Source organism: Sinomicrobium oceani (genome assembly GCF_900119185.1).
Taxonomy (GTDB): domain Bacteria; phylum Bacteroidota; class Bacteroidia; order Flavobacteriales; family Flavobacteriaceae; genus Sinomicrobium; species Sinomicrobium oceani.
In genome coordinates this window covers 19,282-40,753 of record NZ_FPJE01000037.1, presented here as the reverse complement: position 1 = coordinate 40,753, position 21,472 = coordinate 19,282, and the positions used below count along the sequence as shown (strand labels likewise).

The 21,472-nt window shown below is 42.2% G+C and carries 10 protein-coding genes; all 10 read right to left on the bottom strand.

Annotated elements, in window-relative coordinates; translation table 11 throughout:
- Positions 1-2,726, bottom strand: a 2,726-nt coding sequence (locus tag BT112_RS20450; protein ID WP_245777081.1) for a DUF6443 domain-containing protein, incomplete at its 3' end; no start/stop codon positions are given.
- A gap of 21 nt (positions 2,727-2,747) precedes the next feature.
- Positions 2,748-3,611: a DUF6443 domain-containing protein gene (locus BT112_RS21705; RefSeq protein WP_175545840.1), complete on the bottom strand. Its 864-nt coding sequence runs from the start codon at positions 3,609-3,611 to the stop codon at positions 2,748-2,750.
- Between the two features lie 688 nt (positions 3,612-4,299).
- Positions 4,300-8,130, bottom strand: coding sequence for a DUF5977 domain-containing protein (locus BT112_RS20440; RefSeq protein ID WP_139276326.1), 3,831 nt, complete (start codon positions 8,128-8,130; stop codon positions 4,300-4,302).
- Positions 8,131-8,368: 238 nt separating this feature from the next.
- Positions 8,369-9,238, bottom strand: a complete 870-nt coding sequence (locus BT112_RS20435; protein ID WP_072319319.1) for a coiled-coil domain-containing protein — start codon at positions 9,236-9,238, stop codon at positions 8,369-8,371.
- Positions 9,239-9,240: 2 nt separating this feature from the next.
- Complete coding sequence (locus BT112_RS20430; protein WP_072319318.1) at positions 9,241-10,131, bottom strand: hypothetical protein; 891 nt, start codon at positions 10,129-10,131, stop codon at positions 9,241-9,243.
- Positions 10,132-11,609: 1,478 nt separating this feature from the next.
- Positions 11,610-11,972 carry a hypothetical protein gene (locus tag BT112_RS20415; protein ID WP_072319315.1) on the bottom strand — a complete coding sequence of 121 codons (363 nt, stop codon included), beginning with the start codon at positions 11,970-11,972 and terminating at the stop codon, positions 11,610-11,612.
- A gap of 3 nt (positions 11,973-11,975) precedes the next feature.
- Positions 11,976-15,572: a DUF6443 domain-containing protein gene (locus BT112_RS20410; protein WP_072319314.1), complete on the bottom strand. Its 3,597-nt coding sequence runs from the start codon at positions 15,570-15,572 to the stop codon at positions 11,976-11,978.
- A 6-nt stretch (positions 15,573-15,578) separates the two neighbouring features.
- The gene (locus BT112_RS20405) at positions 15,579-19,088 is read right to left on the bottom strand and encodes an RHS repeat domain-containing protein (RefSeq protein ID WP_072319313.1); all 3,510 of its coding nucleotides are present in this window, start codon (positions 19,086-19,088) and stop codon (positions 15,579-15,581) included.
- 277 nt (positions 19,089-19,365) lie between these two features.
- Positions 19,366-19,569: a hypothetical protein gene (locus BT112_RS20400; RefSeq protein WP_072319312.1), complete on the bottom strand. Its 204-nt coding sequence runs from the start codon at positions 19,567-19,569 to the stop codon at positions 19,366-19,368.
- A 1,356-nt stretch (positions 19,570-20,925) separates the two neighbouring features.
- Positions 20,926-21,471, bottom strand: a complete 546-nt coding sequence (locus BT112_RS20395; RefSeq protein ID WP_072319311.1) for a hypothetical protein — start codon at positions 21,469-21,471, stop codon at positions 20,926-20,928.
- Position 21,472: the final 1 nt, after the last annotated feature.

The following is a 21,472-nucleotide window of genomic DNA, read 5'->3' as shown; positions in this document are numbered from 1 at the left end:
TACACATTTTCGGCGATAAGTTCGCCGGGAATGCTGATCGAAGCACTAAAGCTGGCGCTACTGGTGGCCTTAAAATGGAAACCGGGTTTTAATACAACAGAACTGCTGGCTATTTTACTCTGATGCCCTGTAAGCTGTTCGTTCAATTCGATATTCGCAGCCGAGGCTTCTTCCGTACCGCAATCGCCTCCCAGGCATTGTAACTGCCGTAAAAGCCGGCCTGCATGGTCGTATTCGAAAATATCGGTAGTCACTACAGGGGCATTACTGCCTTTGGTATGGGTGGTCCGGGTTTTTAGTACCTTACCGGTAAAGTCCAGCAGGCTTTCCACCACATCGGTAGTGTTCAGGTAAGGGTTCCTGCTGGCCGTATAGATCAATCGGCCCTTGCTGTCATAGGCATTCAGGGTGGTGATCCAGTGATCGGTACCCAACACACGGACCTTACTTCCCGTGGCCATTGTTTTGGTTCTTTTGTCCACAGCCTGTCCCAATACATTCGTGGGTTTGGTTAACCCGGCCAGGTCAAAGGTATAATCGTCGTAATAGTTGATCGTAAGGATCGTATCGTTCAATCCTTTAGGAGCCGCTCTATTACTGTAGTATACCGGGGTCTGTTGGTCGGTATAAAGTACCGGGGAGCCCAGACGTTCTTCAAACTGCCAATAGGCCGTGGTATCATTTGCCGTACCTTGCAGCGATTTTCGCTCTGCACTATTCTTAACTGTTCCCGTATAGGCGACACGACCAAAGGCATCATACTTGGTGAAAAGCCATTGCCCCTGGGAATCCAAATAGGCATCCTGAGTTAGTATAGGTTGGTCCAGCGTATTGTAAACGATAGACTCCCAGGCTTTACCAGGAAGCTTCTTCTCGACCAAACGGTTCCTGCCGTCATATACGTACTGGTAGCACAACTCGTTGCGCTTTGTAGCATCAGGAAGGGTGGTATGGGCCTCTGCCTTGGGAGGCAATACATAGGTCAGGTTCCCGTAATCATCGTAAACGTAATACGTGTCATGAGCCAGATCTGTATTGCCCGATACCGTATAGCTCCGTTTTAAGACCACACGGCCCTGCTTGTCCTTAAACTCCTCTGTGGTATGGGCCTTGCCCGTTCCGCTATGGTTCTCATCGCGGGTTATTGTTTTATACAATTGTCCCGCTCCGTAATACCCGTTGTTTGCCGAAAACAATACCAGGGCGGGGATATAGGTAAATACTCCGGCAGGTGCCTGGGTCTCGGTAATAGTTACCTCGTAAAGGCGTACTTCCTGCCCGGTATTGGTATCGTAGTCAAACTCCACCTCATGGCCTCCGCCCTGTCGCCAGTCCTTACCCGGGGCCGCCTGCTTTTCTACCCTGTTCAGCGGGGAAGCCTCTAACTGCTTCTGGGCATACGCATTGACCTGCGAAACCGTAAGCCCCGTAAAATCTGCAGGGTATTTTGACTGGTAATACGCCTGGGTACTCCCTGCTACATCCCCGCTACGGAAACTACCGTAGCTGTCCGGTGCGGGATCAGGCACAAAGGGTAGGTATTCCTTGTCCTGACGGCCAAAGGCATCATAACCGATATGCGTGACTATATCCTGCATCCCCGGGGACTGACGTATCGCTACGCCCTGCTTGGGACGACCCAGACCGTCGTAATACACAATGGATTCCTGAACATCCCCGCTTTCTTCAATACCATCCGCTGTGGTCATGGCTTTCTGATAGGTACGGGTAAAAACATAGTTCTCATTACTGAAAGCCACTTCCTGGTAGCTCTCATCCGGACAACCACCGGCTTCTCCGTACACATCAGGGCAGAGATCGTCTCCATGGGCTACATAACCTTCCTGTTCCGTACAAGCGACGATCGTATCGTTAGGATCTCCGAATCCGTCACCATCTTTATCTGCATACCAGGTTTTTTCTTGTGTTACCGTGTACGGTATCGTCCGGGAAGCACTCCAGCAACCCGAGCTGTTATGCCGTGCCCGGAGGTAATACACCGTCCCCGTGGTGCGGGTGATGCTTCCCGAAGTATTCGAAGTACTCGTTCCTGTTGCACTACTCTGCCAGTACCACGTAATCCCGCTCGGAGGCGTGCCCCGGGTGAGTACCGTATTGCCGCAGTTGTTGGTTACTGAAGGCGATGAAGGTACTCCCAAAAGATCATTCGGAATGGTCACGTATACAGCTCCCGAGCCTTCGCTCCACACTCCATTACTGTTTCTGGCCTTGATATAATAAACGCCACTGCCTTGCTGCGCCGTATACGTACTACCCGAACCCAGGTTCGTGCTCGTACCATTACCGTTCTTGCCCTGCCAGTACCAGGTGACCCCGCTGGGAGGGGTGCCACTACGTGAAAGGGTTGCTTTGTCGCAATCCGTACTGGTGATCACAGGATGGGCTGGTGTTTTTGGAGGAACCCCGGTGATCTGCACTGCCAGGGTCAGGGTACCGGTAGATGAGGAATTAAAATATACCGTACCGCTACTGCTATCCCCATGCCACTTAACCGAAGCACTGGTCGACGTATAACTTTGTACTGTACCGCCCTGGGCACTCCATTGCGCATCGGAAGTATTACCTGCCCGCATTACCGTATAAGTACTCGTGTTTTTGTAAGGAACCTGTGTAGGTCCCTTTACATAGGCGTTCTGCCCAAACACCGGAAATACAACAAAAGAGGACAGTATACTTAAAACTAATAGTATCGTATTTTTTTGCATAACTACATATGATCAGAAAAGTTAGTCTTTATAATGGTATCGGAACTGCTCTAACAAGGAATTGGTCTCATCACGGATAAACTCCAAACGGTTAAAATCGTCATAGCTATACCGCATGGTCACACCACGGGGGTCGGTAATACTGGTAACCCCTACTAACGGATCGTATGTATAGGTTGTAACCATCGCGGCGGAGGAAGCCTCTAACTGCTTCTGGGCATACGCATTGACCTGCGAAACCGTAAGCCCCGTAAAATCTGCAGGGTATTTTGACTGGTAATACGCCTGGGTACTCCCTGCTACATCCCCGCTACGGAAACTACCGTAGCTGTCCGGTGCGGGATCAGGCACAAAGGGTAGGTATTCCTTGTCCTGACGGCCAAAGGCATCATAACCGATATGCGTGACTATATCCTGCATCCCCGGGGACTGACGTATCGCTACGCCCTGCTTGGGACGACCCAGACCGTCGTAATACACAATGGATTCCTGAACATCCCCGCTTTCTTCAATACCATCCGCTGTGGTCATGGCTTTCTGATAGGTACGGGTAAAAAGATAATTTTCATCGCTATACGAAATATTTTCATAATCAACAGGACATCCATTATTATCCAAAGGTCCGGAAGCAAAAGGGCACTTATCATCATTATTCAATATATAACTATTGGGTCTAAAGCATCCTTTTTTTGTATCATTCGGATCACCAAGTCCATTTCTATCTTGATCTGTACACCCAATAGTTTCAGGGTTAATGGCTTCATTACTATCATCACAATCTTCATTATTCTCTACCCAATCCGGATTAGGAAGAGTTTCCAGATGAGGAGTAGCATACATATCTCCATAACCGTCACCATCATTAACTGGATAAAATTCAGCCAAAATTTTTTGCTCCTGAACTACTGATAATGTTGCCTGAGCAAGCTTACCATTTACTGAAAATTGAACAGTAAAATTTCTTTTTACTATTGAAGAATTAGACTTGCAGACGATCTCCATCGAAGTACTTCTGACAATATTTATTTCTATCCATTCGGGCAGTGCATTATATACCGTAATGTTCGCATTAATACACGATGTTCCCGGCCGCAGAATTGTTAGGTTTTGAGAACCTCCTTTTGCTTCAAAAATCACCTCTCTTTCCCTTAGAGAGACTACATCCTGACACTTTTTAATAAGATCTTTTTGCCCATATAAATAACCTTTACATGTACTCAACATACAGAGTATACTAATAATATATATGCTTTTCATATTTATTCTCCTTTATAGTGATATTTATATTCTTCTAACAGTTTTCCTTCTTCTTCCAGGATAAAATTCAATCGATTAAAATCATCGAATTCGAAATAGGTAGCATTCCCTTAAGGATCCTATTTACTGATCATCCTGACCAAAGGGATATAGGTAAATATTGTTATCTGAACTTGAGGCAACAACACCCGCAAAATACTGATTTTAAAAATGTTATTTTTATCACACTCTTTCAAAACGGCTATAGTGGTTTACGGCACCTGCACTTTTTTCATAGTTTCTTTTCCTGTTTTGACAATTCATCAAAATATGCCTCCTAGTTTAACATGCCCATTGATTTTTCACTTGGAAAACCTACATTAAAAACATTTACATTACTGAATTGTACATAGGTGCCCACAATTGCCGTTCGGGCTCCCACATATATTTGACGATTAATATTCGAACTGATATTCTGAACCGTTATGGTATAGACCCCTTCCGGCAATACCAGCGAAGAATATCCCGGAGGACAGGTATAACTTTTTATGACGCCATAATTATCCTTGAAAGATACTCCGAAACTATCCGATGTAGAATTCGAAAACGAGAAACTCACCGCCTGGCGGCATGTACCATTGGTATTGGCATAGGCCTGTCCATTGGCATCAATATCAGCCTGTGCCATTGCATCTACCGTTTCTTGAGAAATCCGAGAATAGTACCTCTTAGCTGGAACTTTATATACTTCTTCACTCGGTATCTCACCGGCAGGACAGTTATTTTTTGTGAAAATTTTATGTACAGCTACGTTGTAAAACCCACAAGCACCATTAGCATTGGCATTGGCTTGTCCGTTAGCGTCAATTTCAGCCTGTGCCATAGCATCGGCATCTGCTTGTGACATAGTGGATGTATATTTTCCAAGAGGAACAGTATATGTAACCTTTGACCCATTCACCCCGACAGGACAGTCATCCTTTGTAAAGGTTTGCTGCTTTTTGGCATTCCTGTAAAAACATTCCCCGTGCTGGTTGGCATAGTTCTGCCCATTTGCCTGCATATCAGCCTTGGCCTTAGCATCTGCATCTGCTTGCGATATGGTAGAAAAATACTTTTTTGCCGGCACCCGATAGGTTACGCTGGTACCGTAACCACTGGTACAGTTTGTCTTTGTATAACTTTGGCTTACATAACTATTAAAATACACGCCTGACGAAACTCCACTACCATAGTTGTATTTATAATTCTTAACAACGTTCCTATTATGGTCTTTCACACTAATCAATCGTTGATAGTTATCGTACTCATAATACATCGTCATTCCCTTTGCATCGGTCTGACTCGTCATTCCGACTAAGGGTTTATAGCTAAAAGTAGTAACCTGAATATCTTTTAGTCCTTCTGCTCTAAGAGGATTAAGAAAATCGTTGACAGCATTGGCACTTGGCGGAATGCTCGCAGAAAAGGTTCTAACTGCTGTCGCACCTCCTAATAGGGTCTCTATTGTATTATAATTTGCATTTAATACCTTCGCAACAGGATATTGATTTTTATAACTCCATACATAGCTCTCCGTGGGGCCATTCTCCTTGGCTACACTAAGCAAATTACCAAAATTGTCATAGTCGTAAAAACGGATCTTTGTTTCATAGGGTAGCGACCCGGTCCTGGTTTGTATTATCTGGGGATAAATCTGGGGAACTGATGCCCCCCAGTTGAAGTAATTTATCTTAGTTGCATTGATTACTACATTATTTTTTAACTGAATTTCTTCTACAGGATAATTCAACATATTGGTTTCAGGCCTTACCATCTGGGACAGCACCGTGTTGCCCGAATAGTCAAAAGGATATTTAGTCTGCATCCCCAAGCTCCCTCCGTCAGAGGCGCTACTTGTAACAGAACTGACATACCCCCGGGAATTATAAATATACGAGGTAAGAGTGGAATTGCTCATACCATCTTCATTATAGACTGTTTCGGATGAACTACTCAAATACTTGTATCCAGCCGTAATTTGATATTTACCGAAAGCATAGGGAAGATTAGTGGGACTCCCGGTTCTCAGTACAGCCCACGGTTCTACATATTTACCTGAAAAATCGGGATCAGGATCAGGAGCAGGAGCCCTCTGTGGAAAAATATTAACCCGATCAATATGTAATCCATAAATTTTTTCTGTTATCTTAGTACCGTAATTGTTCACGGTTTCTTTTACCAGCTGGTACGGACGATTGTTAGCTATATTCTTATATTCTTTCCTATTAATCAAAGAAGGTTTATTCCAATAGTTATAATTCACAATATGTTGTCCGCGAATTGTCAGTTCATTCCTGCTGTTTTGAAAACTCTGCGGGGTCCAAGGTTGATAATCATAAGTATATACTATTTTTCCGGTATTGTCCTCTGGTGTACCAAGATATTCGGTTACCATCTTATAAGTTACCGGCCTGGTGGCAAGCTCTTTTAACTGAGGAATAAAATCATCATAAAAAACCCGTTCGCGGTAAGAGCTGTTACCATAAGGATTCAAAGGATTTATATCACCATTTGGCATAAAGTAGTAATAATGCGATTCCTTTGCCATATTACTAATATCTGGTACCAGATCTATAGTGCCGTAACCGTTTCCATCCTCTCCATAAACGAAGGTACGGTAGCTTGTTGTCCCGTTTCTATCATTGGTTTTGATCTGTTGTATGCGAATTCCGGGGCCATCCTTTACTTGAGAGGATGAGTAATGTTTATACCGGTTATTCTGATAAACAAACTCTGAACTACCTCCCGTGGGATACGTTATTTTTTTCAGCACACCTGACAGGAGCCCTGTAAGCTTTGGGGTTCGGTTGGCAGAAGTACTCCCTATACTATGATCGAACGAAATTGATGCAGAGGTGACCCATTCCAGATTCGTATATCTTGGAACCATATCATCCCGCCCTGATACATTATAGTAGCCCCACCAATCACGATGGTGAAGATTTAAAACACCTGATGTCGCTGCTGTCGGGTAATATTCAAACGCATAATTTTCTATGGCCGAACCTGTAGCGTCCTTAAAAACAATATTATCAAGTTTATTGGTGATATTGCTGGACGTTCCCGCAGAAGAAGCATCTAATCTGGAACGGTTAAACTGGATGCTCTTGATAGGTTTATTACTACTGTCGAACACCTGAATATTATCAATCTTATCGCTGCCGGAAACAAGGTTAAAGACAACCTTGCCATGCCTAAAATTAATTTGTTGTAATCTTGGAACAGCATAAAAGTCATAGTTAGTTGAAAATAATGAATTTTCGCCTACTATATCTTGATCACCATTATTTACCTTATCGATAGCGGTAATTGTATGGCTTATCCTTGTCCTTGTTTGATTAACCGAGGTATAGGTAAACGAAATGGTATCGGCCTTATCCGCAGAAATAATTTTAGTCAGGCAGTATTCATTTTCAATGACAGATCCATCGCTTCCATTATAATGTCCCATAGGGGTGAATTGGTAAAGAACTCCTTTATCGTCCAGGATGTCAATTCTCTCCAATATACCATAGGGACTGTCTTCCGCTCTGTAAACCGGTGTTATGACATAGGGTTTAGAGGTTGTTAACAGGATCGGGGTTTTTACATTGTTTATATCCTTGAAAATGAATTTGCCACTGTTGTTGCCAAAATAATAGGAAAAGATGTCGTACTCACTGTCTTTCCAATTACTTGGAAACACTTCTGTAGGGTTAAGCTTATAGTGGACAATCTGCTCTAAATAAGCACAGTCATTTTTATTTGTGAGTCCATCTGTTTTAAAGGGGTACGGAAATTTATACGCTCCAAAATCTGCTGACCCCTTTACAGTTCTGGAGATCGTCCCGCCTGCATTTAGCGTCCAACCAAGCGATATGGCTCCGTCCTGGTCATCTACCCTCCTACCAGACGCATGATAACTCAGTTCAAGAGGCACCCTTAAACTGCCGCTCTTGATCTCGTATAATGGTATATTTATTTGGGGAAGCCCTGTTGAATAATCGACCGGATAGGTCTGATATCTAAAGAGCGAAACAGCATCCGGGGAGGGTGGAATGGTTTTCGGTATTTCTTGTGCAAAACAATGTGACGGGTTGATGATCTGCCATACAAACAACAATACATATGTGATTACCCTTACCACACTATGCATTTTTGCTCTAAAAGACAACCGGGATAAGCTCGCGGAGACATCAGGTATTCTGTCCGGATTAAACGTCTCCTTTAAAGATATCGGGGACCGGACCGTTTGATCGTTGTTGTGAATTTTGGTGGTTATGAACATTTCGTTTTTTTTAATAAACTTTGAACTTTAAATTTGGATATTAAGTCTCTTTTAGAGTATGTTTAAATACATAAATTTCAGTTTCATAATGCAATTTTTATTTTTCACTTTCTTTAAGTGCATCGATTTCTTTACGGAGCTGTTGGTTTTCTTTCTTTAGCTCTATCATGTACAAAGTCAATTCCTCGATCTTCTGCAACAATTTGGCATCCATCTCCCCTAACAAAATGCCCCGGGCCTTTACTTCCTCAGCACTTGGGATCCCCTTTAAATGCCCTTTTTCCCTAATATGCTGTTCTACTTCTTCCAAGGTGGGAAGGCCATAACCTTCTTCAAATACAAAATCGCTCCAGCCGTTCAGATCTACTTTGACTTCCTTGCTGTGTACGACGCCATTTACCGATAGTTTGGCATCGGGAGTAGTGGTATTGATACCTACATTACCGTTATATCCCAGATAAAAGGCTCCTTCTCCGTAATTTACCCGGCCTACCGTGGCCGAAACCACAATATTGCCACCGCCGCCGGGTAATGTTCCTTCTATAATACTCCCTCCACTCCATACAGATTGATCCTGGTAAACGGATAATACCGGAATAGCTGTGGTAAAATAAACTTCGAGATAAGAATTAGTTCCATCGTAAGTAATTCGAACTTTAGACCAAAGCCCCCCATTACTCAATGAAACCACATTTAGTCCTCCATAATCCGTAGACCATCCTTTAAACCAGGAAATTTTCACAACCCTCGGCGTTGTAGCTCCTCCTTTAGTGAATAATACTATTTCATTGTATCCCCGGCCCGCTGATGCATCCAACAGGGCCACCCTTTTCCACCCGGCAGCATCAACGGTAACATTTTTAGTGACTTCCGCTTGGGCATTTCCCTTAAAAAAAACGATGAATAGCAGCCCGACCCATAAAATCTTGCTCGTTATTGTACGGGACCTAAAACATATTCTTTTCATTCTTATTTCTTTTTAAGCTGGTTAATTTCCTGCTGTTGTTTCCTGGTTTTTTCTGCTAAACTGTCAATCCTGGTATGCTGCTGTCGGTTTTCTTTTTTCAGTTCCAGGACATACAGGGTTAACTCCTCGATCTTCTGCAACAATTTGGCATCCATTTCCCCCAGGAATATCCCGTTTTCCTCAACCTCCTTTGCACTGGGAATATCTTTTAAATGGCCTTTTTCTTTAATATGCAACTCCACTTCCTCCAGGGTAGGAAGCTCATAATCTTCCGCAAATACAAAATCGCTCCAGCCGGCCAGGTCTACCTTGACTTCCTTACTGTGTACTACACCATTTACTGCTAACCTGGCGTCCGGACTGGTTGTCCCGATACCCAAATTTCCATTCTGAATGTAATGATCCCCTGAGCCGGTCAACTGAAGCTTTCCGGATGAAGCGACATCACTCCGGGAATCCAATAGTGTCCGCCAATTGTGGAACCCGCCGGTTTCCCCGGTTTCTGAGGCCCCTCCCCTCCAGGCACTTGTCCTGAAATACATTCGTTTATTAGCGCCAATATAAATATCACTTTGCCAATGACTACTCTTTCCATACATAGCCAATAATGTCCCATAATGGTTATTGTCCGGTGAAGTTCCCCCTGGACGGTACGTATGATAATCATCAAATAACCGGATACTCATAAAGGGTAATTGGGTCCTTGGAGCAAGCGAAAAGTCATATGGTGTAGGAGGGAAACTATAAGTTTCAGCACGTACCTCACCGACTACATCCAGTTTTTTAGCCGGAGCCGTCGTTCCGATTCCCACATTCCCGGAGCCCGGAAATGTATTGGTCTGCGCATAAAAGGTCATAGGGATCCCTAAAAGAAAAAGTACAATTCTTTTCATAGAAATGCAGGTTTTATAGCATCATTTTATTACAGTCGAAAAAAAACATAAAAGGTCCGAACCCGCTTTGCACGGGGAAAACCTTTCTAACGTATATGAGGGGGGGTAAAACAGCAGCTTATCGCCACAGTACTATTAAAAAAGAGGTAATTTTATTTCATTCGCTTTTATGTTTTGTTTACAAGATTGTTATTCATCCTTAAAAGGATCGTTCTTTGGTACGGTAATATTATAGAAAAACAAAATAAACACCAAAAACTTCTGCACCGCATTTATAAATGAAGACTACTATTTTCTCCTGATGGAACTACATCATGAAGTTTATTAAAATATTGATTATACATACTTTAAATCCAAAAAAGAATACATCGTCATACTATGCTAAAATATTTCTTATGCCCGTGTTATTTATTTGAACTCAAAAGAAAGAAATACTTCATAATACCTGTTACGGAAATCCACAACTGGACTGTTAAAGTTTTTCAGATCCAATCCGATGTACGGTTATCTCTCCGGCGAGCTCCCCCGGTTTTTACTTTAGAAAACAGAAAAACGACTGGTTACCACGCTCAGCGAAGATTTTGCAACTTCGCTGCCCAAACCTTCACTGAAAAGAAAAAAATGAAAAATGCCTCTCCGGGGTGTATCCCGGTTACTCACAAGTCGTACTTCATTTATTTCCGCAATGACCTGATCAATTAAAAGACTTTAAACAAAACTATCATTAATGCTCACAAACATAGGTTTGGGAGCTCCTCAGAGACCTGTACGGAGCACTTGCCAAAGTAGGAGTGCGATGTATTGGCCTGTCATGGATGTGTAGTGAGCTGCGAAGTCGGAGACGTTCGCAGAGCACGGAACATTTCGTAGAGCGGGGTGAGCTGCGAAGTCGGAGACGTTCGCAGAGCCAGCAACACTTCGTTGAGCAGGGTGTATCCCGGTTACTCACAAGTCTTACTTTATTTATCGCTGCAATGATTTGGTTAATCAAAAGGCTTTAAACAAGTTACAAAAATGTGGTTCAACATCATTTTGGAAGCCCCTCAGAGAGGAGCATGACGTTTTGGCCTGTCCTTGATGTGCAGTGAGCTGCGAAGTCGGAGACGTTCGCAGAGCTCGGAACATTTTGTAGAGCGGGGAACAGACAACACTTTGTAGAGCGGAAATAGAATCTCCGATTTGGAATTTGGATTCCCATTCTGACTCCACTTGAAAAATACAATTTTCAGTTCTCAGTGTTAATATATTGTGGTTCATTTTCTGCCTATAGATAGAGTCCACACGACCTACACAATTTATTTCCTTTCTGGAGCTTAAAAATATTTCTCCACCCGTCCTATCATCTGTTATTACTCCCCAAAATATCCAACCAAAGAGGCCAATGATCGGAAAAACCATCATAAAAATCAAAAAATACTTTACTTTATTATCCCATTCAAGATCACTCACAATCTAAAAATCATCATAATCTATTTTATTTAAAGTTTCACCTTTAAAATATCCATTAAAGTCCCGTTCCGATAATGTTCTATAATCAATTCTCCTCTTTTCTTGGATATAGAGTCTCCTACCTGAAATTTGTTTTCCCACAAAGGAGTAATTTCATAAATACATTGATTAACCTTAAGTGTTAAAATGTTATGATTTTTTTTCTGATGGTAGATAGAGTCTATTATTCCTATACACTCTTTCTTTCGTTCTCGTTCTAAAAATCGTTCTTCAAAACTTCGATTATCAAAAAGATTAGGAACAAGAATACTGGAAAATAAAAGTACTAAAGGTGTAAGACATACTAAAATTAGTAGCATTTTTAACCAAATTGAAAGTTGAACCTTCTTCATAACCTATTTAAAAACTGTTGTAGTTCCATAAGAATACATCGCAGACAATCTAAGTCCTCTACCTATTCCAAGGCCTCCTTGATTCGTTCTATAACCAGACCGATGATCTCCAAATTTTGAAGTGTTCATTTTATCATTAGTATGCCAACTGTCATGTATACTTCCTCCTACATGTCTGCTGGCATCAATTCCCATAACTGTTATTCCAGCATTATAACTGCTACTATTCCCTGCAAAATTACTGGTTAAAAACTGATTTGTCCCCGTGGGCGTCGTAGTTCCGCTATCCAAACTCACCCCCAAACCAAGCCCAATATTCCCGTCAAAATTAAAATAAAAGTTACTATTTCCTACGGCATCATTTACTATTCCAAAAGCAATACCAAAGCCACCTAAAAATGCAAAACCGGCTGAAATCTGAAGATAGTCTCCTCCTGTTTGTTTTGGCTTAAATGTAGAGCCATAAGCATTTGCAATAACCTGTTTTGAATTAACTCCTAAGGTTGCTTCCCCTTGAGTAACGCTCCCATCATTATTTAAAGTAACCGAATCAACGGTTTCTCCGTTCTTCACTGTAGACACTGTAGCATTAGCCCCCACATACTTTGCATCTTCTCCCTGATACTGCTCTGCTGTAGCCTGATCTGTTACCCTATCATCCCAAATATATTCGTTTTTTACTTTTACCCATTCTAATGCAGATTTTCCTGTAGGATCCACAAAAAAAACAGGATTATTATTTTGAAATGAATAAGAAGATAAAGTATAAAAATCTTCAGCAAGAGGATCTAATGTGAGAGTTCTGCCAATATCAGGCATATAATTTCTGGCGTGAAAATCATAAACATTCAGATTGAGTTCTTCTTCAAGCTCTTTTCCGTTATATTTCCATTTCTGCGCCACACTGTTTCCAACGGAAGAGGTTTCACCGTTATATCCTTTATGTTTGAACCCAAATGGGTAATAATTATTCTCTTCTATCATTTCCAGTTGCGGAGTGCTTGTCGTTCCTGTGTTTGCATAGGACAATCGCACGTTCCCTAAATGATCCTTATACTGGTAAATATATGTATAAGTACCACTCTCTTTGGTTACATAACCTTCCGGGTGACTGAAAAACTGCAACTGCCCGTTTTCATAGATATAGTTCCCGGCATACTCCGTTGCTGTCACAGAACTTCCCTGGGTAACCTCCTTCTTTAATTTAGTGCCCAAGGCATCGTAAATATACACAATTTTATTGCTGCCGAAGCTGACCTGTGTTGGTAAATTCAGATAGTTGTAGGTAATACCCGTGATACCCTTGTTCCGATCTCGGGTTGTGTTACCATTAGCATCCCGGGCATAATCGTTATCCGTATTGGTGCCGTCTTTAAAACCATAAACCGTGTTGGCAGCATCACTTACTTTTACCAGAAAGTTGCCCCCGTTATGGTAGGTATAGCTCAGGTCATCCATCAACCCGAAGGAAGTGGCACCGGCATTGACATGACCATTGCGCTTTAAAGCTATGATATTACCATTCTTATCATAATTCACATTTAAGAGACTGTAATTATTATTGCTATGAATGGCTGTCTTTATCCGGTTTAAGGCATCATAGGTGTAATTGTAGGTCTTTAACCCCTGGTCCTGGTTTTTGGTCTTCCATTGGGTCAACGCTATATTACCATTGTACAAGGGGTTACTGCCTTCGTTATAGCCTATTCTAAAGGCAAACAAGGAATTGCCCAAAGTAGCCGGATTGTTCATGCCTTTTAGCCAGCCTCGTATATTATAGGTATAATCTATAGTCTGCAAAGGCTTACTTTTGGTATTTCCTACTTTCTTCTGCTCCAACTGCCCTAATTCATCATATACATTTTCTGCAATAAGCTCCTCCGCCTGGTTATTGATTTTTTGGGTTTGGATCAAAAGCCTGCCCATATGGTCGTATTCGAACTTGTCTATCGTAACTATAGCGGCATTGCTCCCCTTGGTATGGGTGGTTCTGGTTTCCAGCACCTTCCCGGCAAAGTCCAGCTTGCTTTCTACAATATCGGCAGTATTCAGGTAAGGGTTTTTGGTCGCCGTGTAGATCAGCCTCCCTTTTTTATCATAGGCGCTGATCGTGGTGATCCAATGGTTGGTATCCAATACTCTTGTCTTACTCCCTGTAGCCAGGGTTTTGGTCTGCGTATCTACCGTTTGTCCCAGTACCGTAGTGGGTACCGTTAACCCGGCAAGATCAAAAGTGTAGTTGTCATAATAATTAACAGTATGGATCTCTGCCATACCTTGCGGAATAGCCGCATTGTTATAATACACCGGGGTGCCGGCATACGTGGTGGGGGTTCCGGTTTTGGAGACATATTGCTCATAGGTATCCGTATCATTGGCCGTGTTTTGCAGGGCGGCCCTGGTGCTCTCGCTATGGTGAAAACCCGTATAAGCTACCCTCCCAAAAGCATCATACTTGGTAAAAAGCCATTTTTTATCGGCTTGTAGTTTGGCATCCTGGGTCATCACAGGCTGGTCCAGGAGATTATACACGATATACTCCCAACCCTTTCCTGGTATCTTCTTCTCCACCAGGCGGTTTCGCTCATCATATTTATACTGGTAGCACAACTCGTTGAGCACTGTGGCGGTGATACTGCTCCCGGTATTGACCTTGGGCGGGAGCACATAGGTTAAATTGCCGTAATCGTCATAGACATAATAGGTGTCGTGAGCCCCGCTGTTATAGGTCCGTTTTAAGACTATACGGCCCTGTTTGTCTTTATATTCTTTGGTTGTGCGGTTGTCCCCATCCGCCGGTTGCCAGTTTTCATCCTTGGTTATTGTAACATAGAGCTCTCTTGAGGTATAATACCCCGAAGCCACCAGAGATGGGGTAAAATCGGATGTCAGCGATACCTCATACAAGCGGACTTCTTCATTAGCATTCGTGGTATGCTTATATTTAATGGTATGATCACTATCCCTGGAAGGATCGGCCTTCCAGGGAACTCCCGGAGGGGCTATTTCCTCTACCACGTTCAAAGGGGAAGGCTCAAAAACCTTTTCCGTATATGGATTAGTCGTGTTTTCGTATTTTGTTGTATCGTAAAAACTGTTAGTCTGTGATAAGGCGCTACCATTGAACTGTCCTTTATTCTGACCGGCCCGGTAGGGAAGATACTCTTTGACTTGCCTGCCATACGAATCGTATTCAATATGGGTAATTATGTCATGTTTATCATTAGAGGCCCTGACAGCCACTTCTTGTTTAGGTCTTCCAAGACCATCATAATATATCACTTTATCGATGACGTCCTTATTCTCCGTGATACCTGCGCTACTGGTCAATCCCATCTGGTAACTTCGGGTCAAAATATAGTTCTCCGTATTACTGATGGCTAAAGGAATATAGGCATCCGATATTACTTTTGCCGAAAAGGTACTCCCCGCCCTTAGCCAGGTATTTGGTTTTAAGGTAATGCTCTGCGTAACGATATAATTCCGGGTTTGACCTGACTGTAGGGTATCATCCTGTATTACTATCGTTGCCGGTGGGTCCTGGGCAAACAACCATGACACACTAAAAACAAAATACAGAAATAGTAATTTAGTTTTCATGTCCTGTTAGTTTTTATAGTGATATGTATATTCTTCCACCAGTTTTCCTTCAGCATCTTTTATGTATAATAATCGTCCAAAAGTGTCGTAATGATACGTGGTTTTCAACCCTTTGGCATCAATAATACCAGTAATTCCCACCAAAGGTTTATAAGTATAGGTGGTAAGTAAAGCATCCTCCATAGCTTCATGGTTTCTTAAATCCTCAAACAAAGAAAATAATGAAGTTTCACTGGTTGTGTTTCGTATAGCAGATCCCAGATCAGAGGGAATACTAACATAAGCCTTGCCTTCTATCTTGGCTACGAGGTATTGATCAAAATATCCCCACAAGTAACTGGTTGAGGGGCCGCCCTTTTCACTTATTTCAATAGGATTTCCGTATTGATTATGTAATTTGAAATTAATCAACTCATAAAAGGACTTGTCCCCTTTAGATTCTTGAATGATCTTAGGCAAAACCATTGTAAAATCGTCCAGCCCTTCTTTAATATAGTAGTTCGTTAATTTCTTATTATTCGATAGCACTTCATTCGTATTAGGGTCGATGGTTGCGGTCTTAGTAAGAACAGGACTGTCCAGGTACCGATGAAACTCCTTTAACGATTCTATAGCGGCAATTTGAGATTGCTCTTGCAGGGTAATACCTCCTATCGAAGCCCCATTAAGATCGTGGGGGTAGTAATATTCCGTTTCGAAAAGATCTCCTGAACCTGTAGAAGTTCGTATTTTCCTTAAATGCCTATATCCGGAAGCAAGTAGCTCATACTGATAGTCCTCAACTTTTTCCACATAATAACCCGGATTATCCTGATCATAAGTTTTGGTTATTATTTTTGTTACTTTTGCCCCTGCATTTACTACATGATGGTATTTCGCCCATGCTATTTCACTTTGATTAAAAGAATTCCCATGTAATGTTTCATATGCTTTATACATTAAACCGTACACTAATTCATTATCATCCCTAAAACCATCATATAAAAAAGTCTTCTCTACTTTTTTCCTGCTGTTTTCCGTAAAGTCTGTTATTTTCCATATCAACCCGTGGTTAAATGAACGGCTTGAAGGCGGATGGCTATTCGGTGGATAGGGAATTATTCCGGCATTTCCTGTCTGAATGTTTCCTTTAAATGATCCGAAAGGCGAATTATTATCAGCAAAATTTCCATCGTCTCTAAAAATGCTTTGTACATATGAAAGGGGAGGATGAACATATATATTTCCATACAGATTACCCATGGAAACCCCCTGTTGAACTGGTGTACCAAACGATCCCCTGTAAACTTCAGGATTGGAAAATTCATATTCCCTCCTGCCCACACCGGATATTGATTCTGTAATTTTTGTATAGAGAACAGTATTTCCCTTCTCATTGGTTATTTTATTGTAAGGATGTGAGCTGCGTTTTGTATACTTGTTCCATCGGTCGAATTCGGTTTGGACATACTGATTATGCAGTTGATCAAATGGCCAATTAAATCCTTCCGGAGTGTAATAAGCTGTCTCCCGATACGTGCTAAAATAACTTTTCATCACATTACCCCCCGGTCTAAAAAAATAATTCGTTCCCTCCGCAAATAGAGGAGCACTATATAACTGTCCCGATGAGCGTTGATTTCCATTGACAACCTTCGTATACGAATAGTTTTTGACTATTTCGCCGCCTTCGCCATCATTGTGTTTGATCTGTTTCAGCCTTAATCCACCCCCATAATTAGTCTTATAAGCGTACTCGTCGTAATATTGATTGGGTTCAAAAACATATTCCCGATATCCTTGGGTAGCAAATGTGATTTTTTGGAGCATTCCTGCCAGAATTTTAGACGGACTTACATTCCTGTTCGCTCCGGGCAAAACAAATTGATTTTGAGCCAGACCTGGAATAGGGTAAATTCTATACCTCCCAAAACCCGAATTCGTCGGGTATACATAAAGCCTGGGGATCAGGCTCTGCGCTCCATTGCCATTGTAATATCCCCAAAAATCCTGTTCATACGAAAATCGGTGAGGTAATGTATTCGAATTATAATCGAAATCATATAAGTTGATTTTTTCTGAACTCCCTGCGGATTCTTTTTCCACTTTGTCCAAAAAAAGGCGTTTACACCATCGGGGATCTTCGACATTGGACGGACATATATTTGCATCCTGATAATAGTGATAAAGCTTGTATTTATACAAAAGATTATTAGTACCTGTTTTTACCTGTATTTCAGCCAATCTTTTCCCTCCGTCTGAATCCAGCCGGGTTCCACTGTTAATAAAATCGATTCCGACAACACCAGGAATACTAACTCTTAACAGGGATTTTTCACTTACTTCATAGCTGGTCCTACGATCAATATTGGGATTGAAGTCCAGCAGTTGAAATTTATTCCGGTTTGTATCAGTGACACAGCTTCCTGTTTCACAATGTCCCTTATACACGGGGATTCTTGGTTTCTCCTTTATGGTTTGGGTTTCATAATCAAAATTGACTTGTCTTCCGGTTGGAGAAATTATTTTTGACAAATGCCAGGCGGATATGTACGATGGATACGTTTCATCCAACACAAAAAAGTTTTCTCCAACGATAAAAGGGTCATCCGGATCATCTGAAACGCCTTCCAGATAGAATCTTTTATGGGTTGCCGTTGTTCGTTCGGTGTCCTGATCGTAAAATATATACCGATACCCCTCTGTATCGGTAATGGTAAAGTTCTCTATGTACTTTTTGAAATCTATAGATTCAAATTCTGAATGCGGACAAAAATTAGCATTCTGTTGGGGATCGGTTTGAACATTCGGTTGATCTATAATAGAATATTCAATTTTGTATTTCTCATTTCCTAAAATCTTGGGAGTCCCCTCCTGTGTAAATACAAAATCAAAGGATTTTCCGTTGACATTAAAATGGAAAATATCTGGCTCAAAATCCCCTACCATACTATTATCAGGCCCTTTCAGAGAATTAATAGCTGTTCCTGCATATTGTTTTTCAAAATAACGTTCCGAATAGTTATTGCTACTACCTGTATAGGCTCCATCTACATCCGGAAAATTACGAATGTTACAATTGGGATATATTTCCGGGATATGTAACCAGCCCACCGTTTCCAACCCCGTAGCAGGACAAATATTAACCGGAGTTTGAAAATAATAAGCATCATCCGGTATATCTCTTACTGTTCGTGTAATAGCCCCTCCACACATTAAATTCCATCCTGTTCCTACATTAGATGCTCTACCATCAATACGTATCCCACCAGTGTTATAGACCAGATTTATGCCCAATTTCAAATCATAACCATTGATTTCATACAAAGGCAAAGAAATATGTATTTTTCCACTATTATTAACATCCGGATACGCTATATAATTTTCGAAAAAAGATGCTGTAGGTGTGTCTACGGAAAAATCAACATTGTCAGACCCAAGGCCTCCCTGGTTGGTTCCCAAATAATAACTATTTACCTGGGACACAACAAAAAAAGGAGAAAGGAAAAGACATAAAATGATAAGACCATGTTTCATGTTTAAAAAGTATTTATTTTTCTTCTTAGTTGTTAATTCATCTATACTTCTGCATTATTTTTTACAGAGAATTTTAAAGTACTAACCCATAGATCTAAAAAACACCTCCCAGACAAGTGCTATCTGAAAACTATTCGTCTCAAGATTCCATGGAGAAATCAAAATTTGCATTACTGATTATTTTTAAGTTTTTTATTTCATTTTTAAGCTCCGTCAGGGAAACTATGTCCGGAAAGATTTATCGTTTACCGTAGATTTCAGAGTGAAGTCCGTAGCCTCACTGGTTCCGGTTTGAATGAATTCCCATGCACGTTTGGTCTCTAACCGCAATACGAATGCCCATCTCTTTATTGGAAATCTCCAGCTTACCTCCCGGGTTGGCTATCCTTATCCCTACATTGTCGGAAGCCGGGAAAGTATTGATTCGGGCATAAAGAATAACAGGAGTAATCAAAAAAAGGAATAGTAATATTCTTTCCATAAGTATACAGGTTTATAATTAAAGCCTATGCAAGCCATACCTGTTCCTAAGCCAGGAAAGGCTTCCTTTTTTGTTAGGGGGAGGGGGTAAAAAAAGTCCTGATAATTAAATACAGGTTTAAGGGGATAGGTCGTTTTATTTCATACACTATGGTAATTTTGGTTTAAAGCGATGGAAAGATATTTGATTTTATCTTCAACAGAAACGGAGGTACGTTATCTTTTGGTTAATGGTTTGTTGTTTTTATGAAAAGAACTGGTTTTTTCCCCTAAAATTGTGAAGTTTTACAAAGAAAGTTGAAATGGCTACACCCCTTGAATAACCTCTCATCTCTCACCACTTTTGTGAAGTTAAATATAAACCAAGGCTGCGAAACATCGTTTTGGAAGCCCCTCAGAGACCTGTACGGAGCACTGGGTACACTTCATAGCCTGAGGTATATCCTTCGAGCGTCTACTTATTATTTCTAAATCTCAATAAACAAGCGTCTCCCGATCCCGATACACATCGGGATTATCGGGAACGAACCCTGCCTAAAGCAGGGTGTAGCAATCTTATGAGGTAAGCGCATACCAGCTACCAGATCGCCGACGCCTTAGTTTATCCCGGGCACAGCCGAAGGGCTGGCGAAGACGCTTTCCGTCGGGTTTGGCCATTTCTTAAATCTTATATACAAACTGTGATTGGCATCATGTACAGGGCCTATCCGGATGCGGAAAGCCGTTAAAAATCCCCGGCTTAAAGTCCGAAAAACAGCCATTAAAGCAATCTCTTTGACACCGGAAGTAGTTGGTTGAGCGGCTAAACCATTCCCTTTAGCCGCTAACCGGTTTGCTTTCGATGCCATACACCACTACGTTGACGGTAAACCCAGTTACGTTAACCGTTAACCCGTTTACTTCTGATGTCATACCCAACTGCTTTGACGGTAAACCCGATTACGTTAACCGCTTACCGGGTTGCTTCTGATGTCATACCCAACTACTTTGACGGTAAACCGGGTTACATTAACCGCTAACGGGTTTACTTCTGAGGCCATACCCAACTGCTTTGACGGCAAACCCAGTTACGTCAACCGCTAACGGGTTTACTTCAGACGTCATACCCAATTGCTTTGACGGCAAACCGGGTTACGTCAACCGCTTAAGGGAATGGGTTTACGGTGCCATGAAGCCCTTTAGCGGTAAAAGGGAAAGGGAAGGAATGCGTAAGCAATCGGGTTAGCAGTTAACCCGGTTGCTTATGAATGCATACCCAAACACAAAAGCGGCGAACTTCATCAAGTCCGCCGCTAAACAGGTTGCTTTAGCCGCTAACCCATCCTGGTCCGGTGTTAACATAACCTCTTACATGGCACTATCCGGGCCTGCCGGGGAATAAAAACCCCAGTAGTTTCCGCCACCCGAAATACTTCCGGGTGACCCGGGCAAGAACGATAAAGAGCAGGACCGCGATGGCGATCCACCACCGGCTGGCGCGGCGGGTGCCGGTACGTGCTACGGTCTTTACCTCGTGCTGCTGCATTTCCCGGGTATCGCTGCTGTCCCTCAGGTTGTGTTTTTCCTGCCGGGTATGGCTGTGGTGTTCATTTTGCAACGCGTCGTAAGCCATCTTACGCCGGTTGTAGATCACCACCTTTTCGGCCTGCCCGCTAAAGCCCGAATCGCGGTGATAGCTAAACCGGCCTACAGGATGGATAGCCACGGCTTCCAGTTCCTGCCAGGCCTGGTGTACCTGTACCACCCACACGCTGTCGAACTGTTCGACGGACATGGCGCGGAAGTCAAGTATACGTGCTTCCGAACGCTGTTTGATTTCGCTTTGCCGGTGGTGCCGGATACTGCTACAGGCCACCACACAGCAACCTGCCCACAGGATACATAGCTTTTGCAGGGTGTCCATA

Excerpts from the sequence above, each read along its gene's own strand:
- BT112_RS20410 (WP_072319314.1), bottom strand. The coding sequence starts at position 15,572 with ATGAAAACTAAATTACTATTTCTGTATTTTGTTTTTAGTGTGTCATGG.
- BT112_RS20405 (WP_072319313.1), bottom strand. The coding sequence starts at position 19,088 with ATGAAACATGGTCTTATCATTTTATGTCTTTTCCTTTCTCCTTTTTTT.
- BT112_RS20415 (WP_072319315.1), bottom strand. The coding sequence starts at position 11,972 with ATGAAGAAGGTTCAACTTTCAATTTGGTTAAAAATGCTACTAATTTTA.
- BT112_RS20435 (WP_072319319.1), bottom strand. The coding sequence starts at position 9,238 with ATGAAAAGAATATGTTTTAGGTCCCGTACAATAACGAGCAAGATTTTA.
- BT112_RS20395 (WP_072319311.1), bottom strand. The coding sequence starts at position 21,471 with ATGGACACCCTGCAAAAGCTATGTATCCTGTGGGCAGGTTGCTGTGTG.
- BT112_RS20430 (WP_072319318.1), bottom strand. The coding sequence starts at position 10,131 with ATGAAAAGAATTGTACTTTTTCTTTTAGGGATCCCTATGACCTTTTAT.
- BT112_RS20400 (WP_072319312.1), bottom strand. The coding sequence starts at position 19,569 with ATGGAAAGAATATTACTATTCCTTTTTTTGATTACTCCTGTTATTCTT.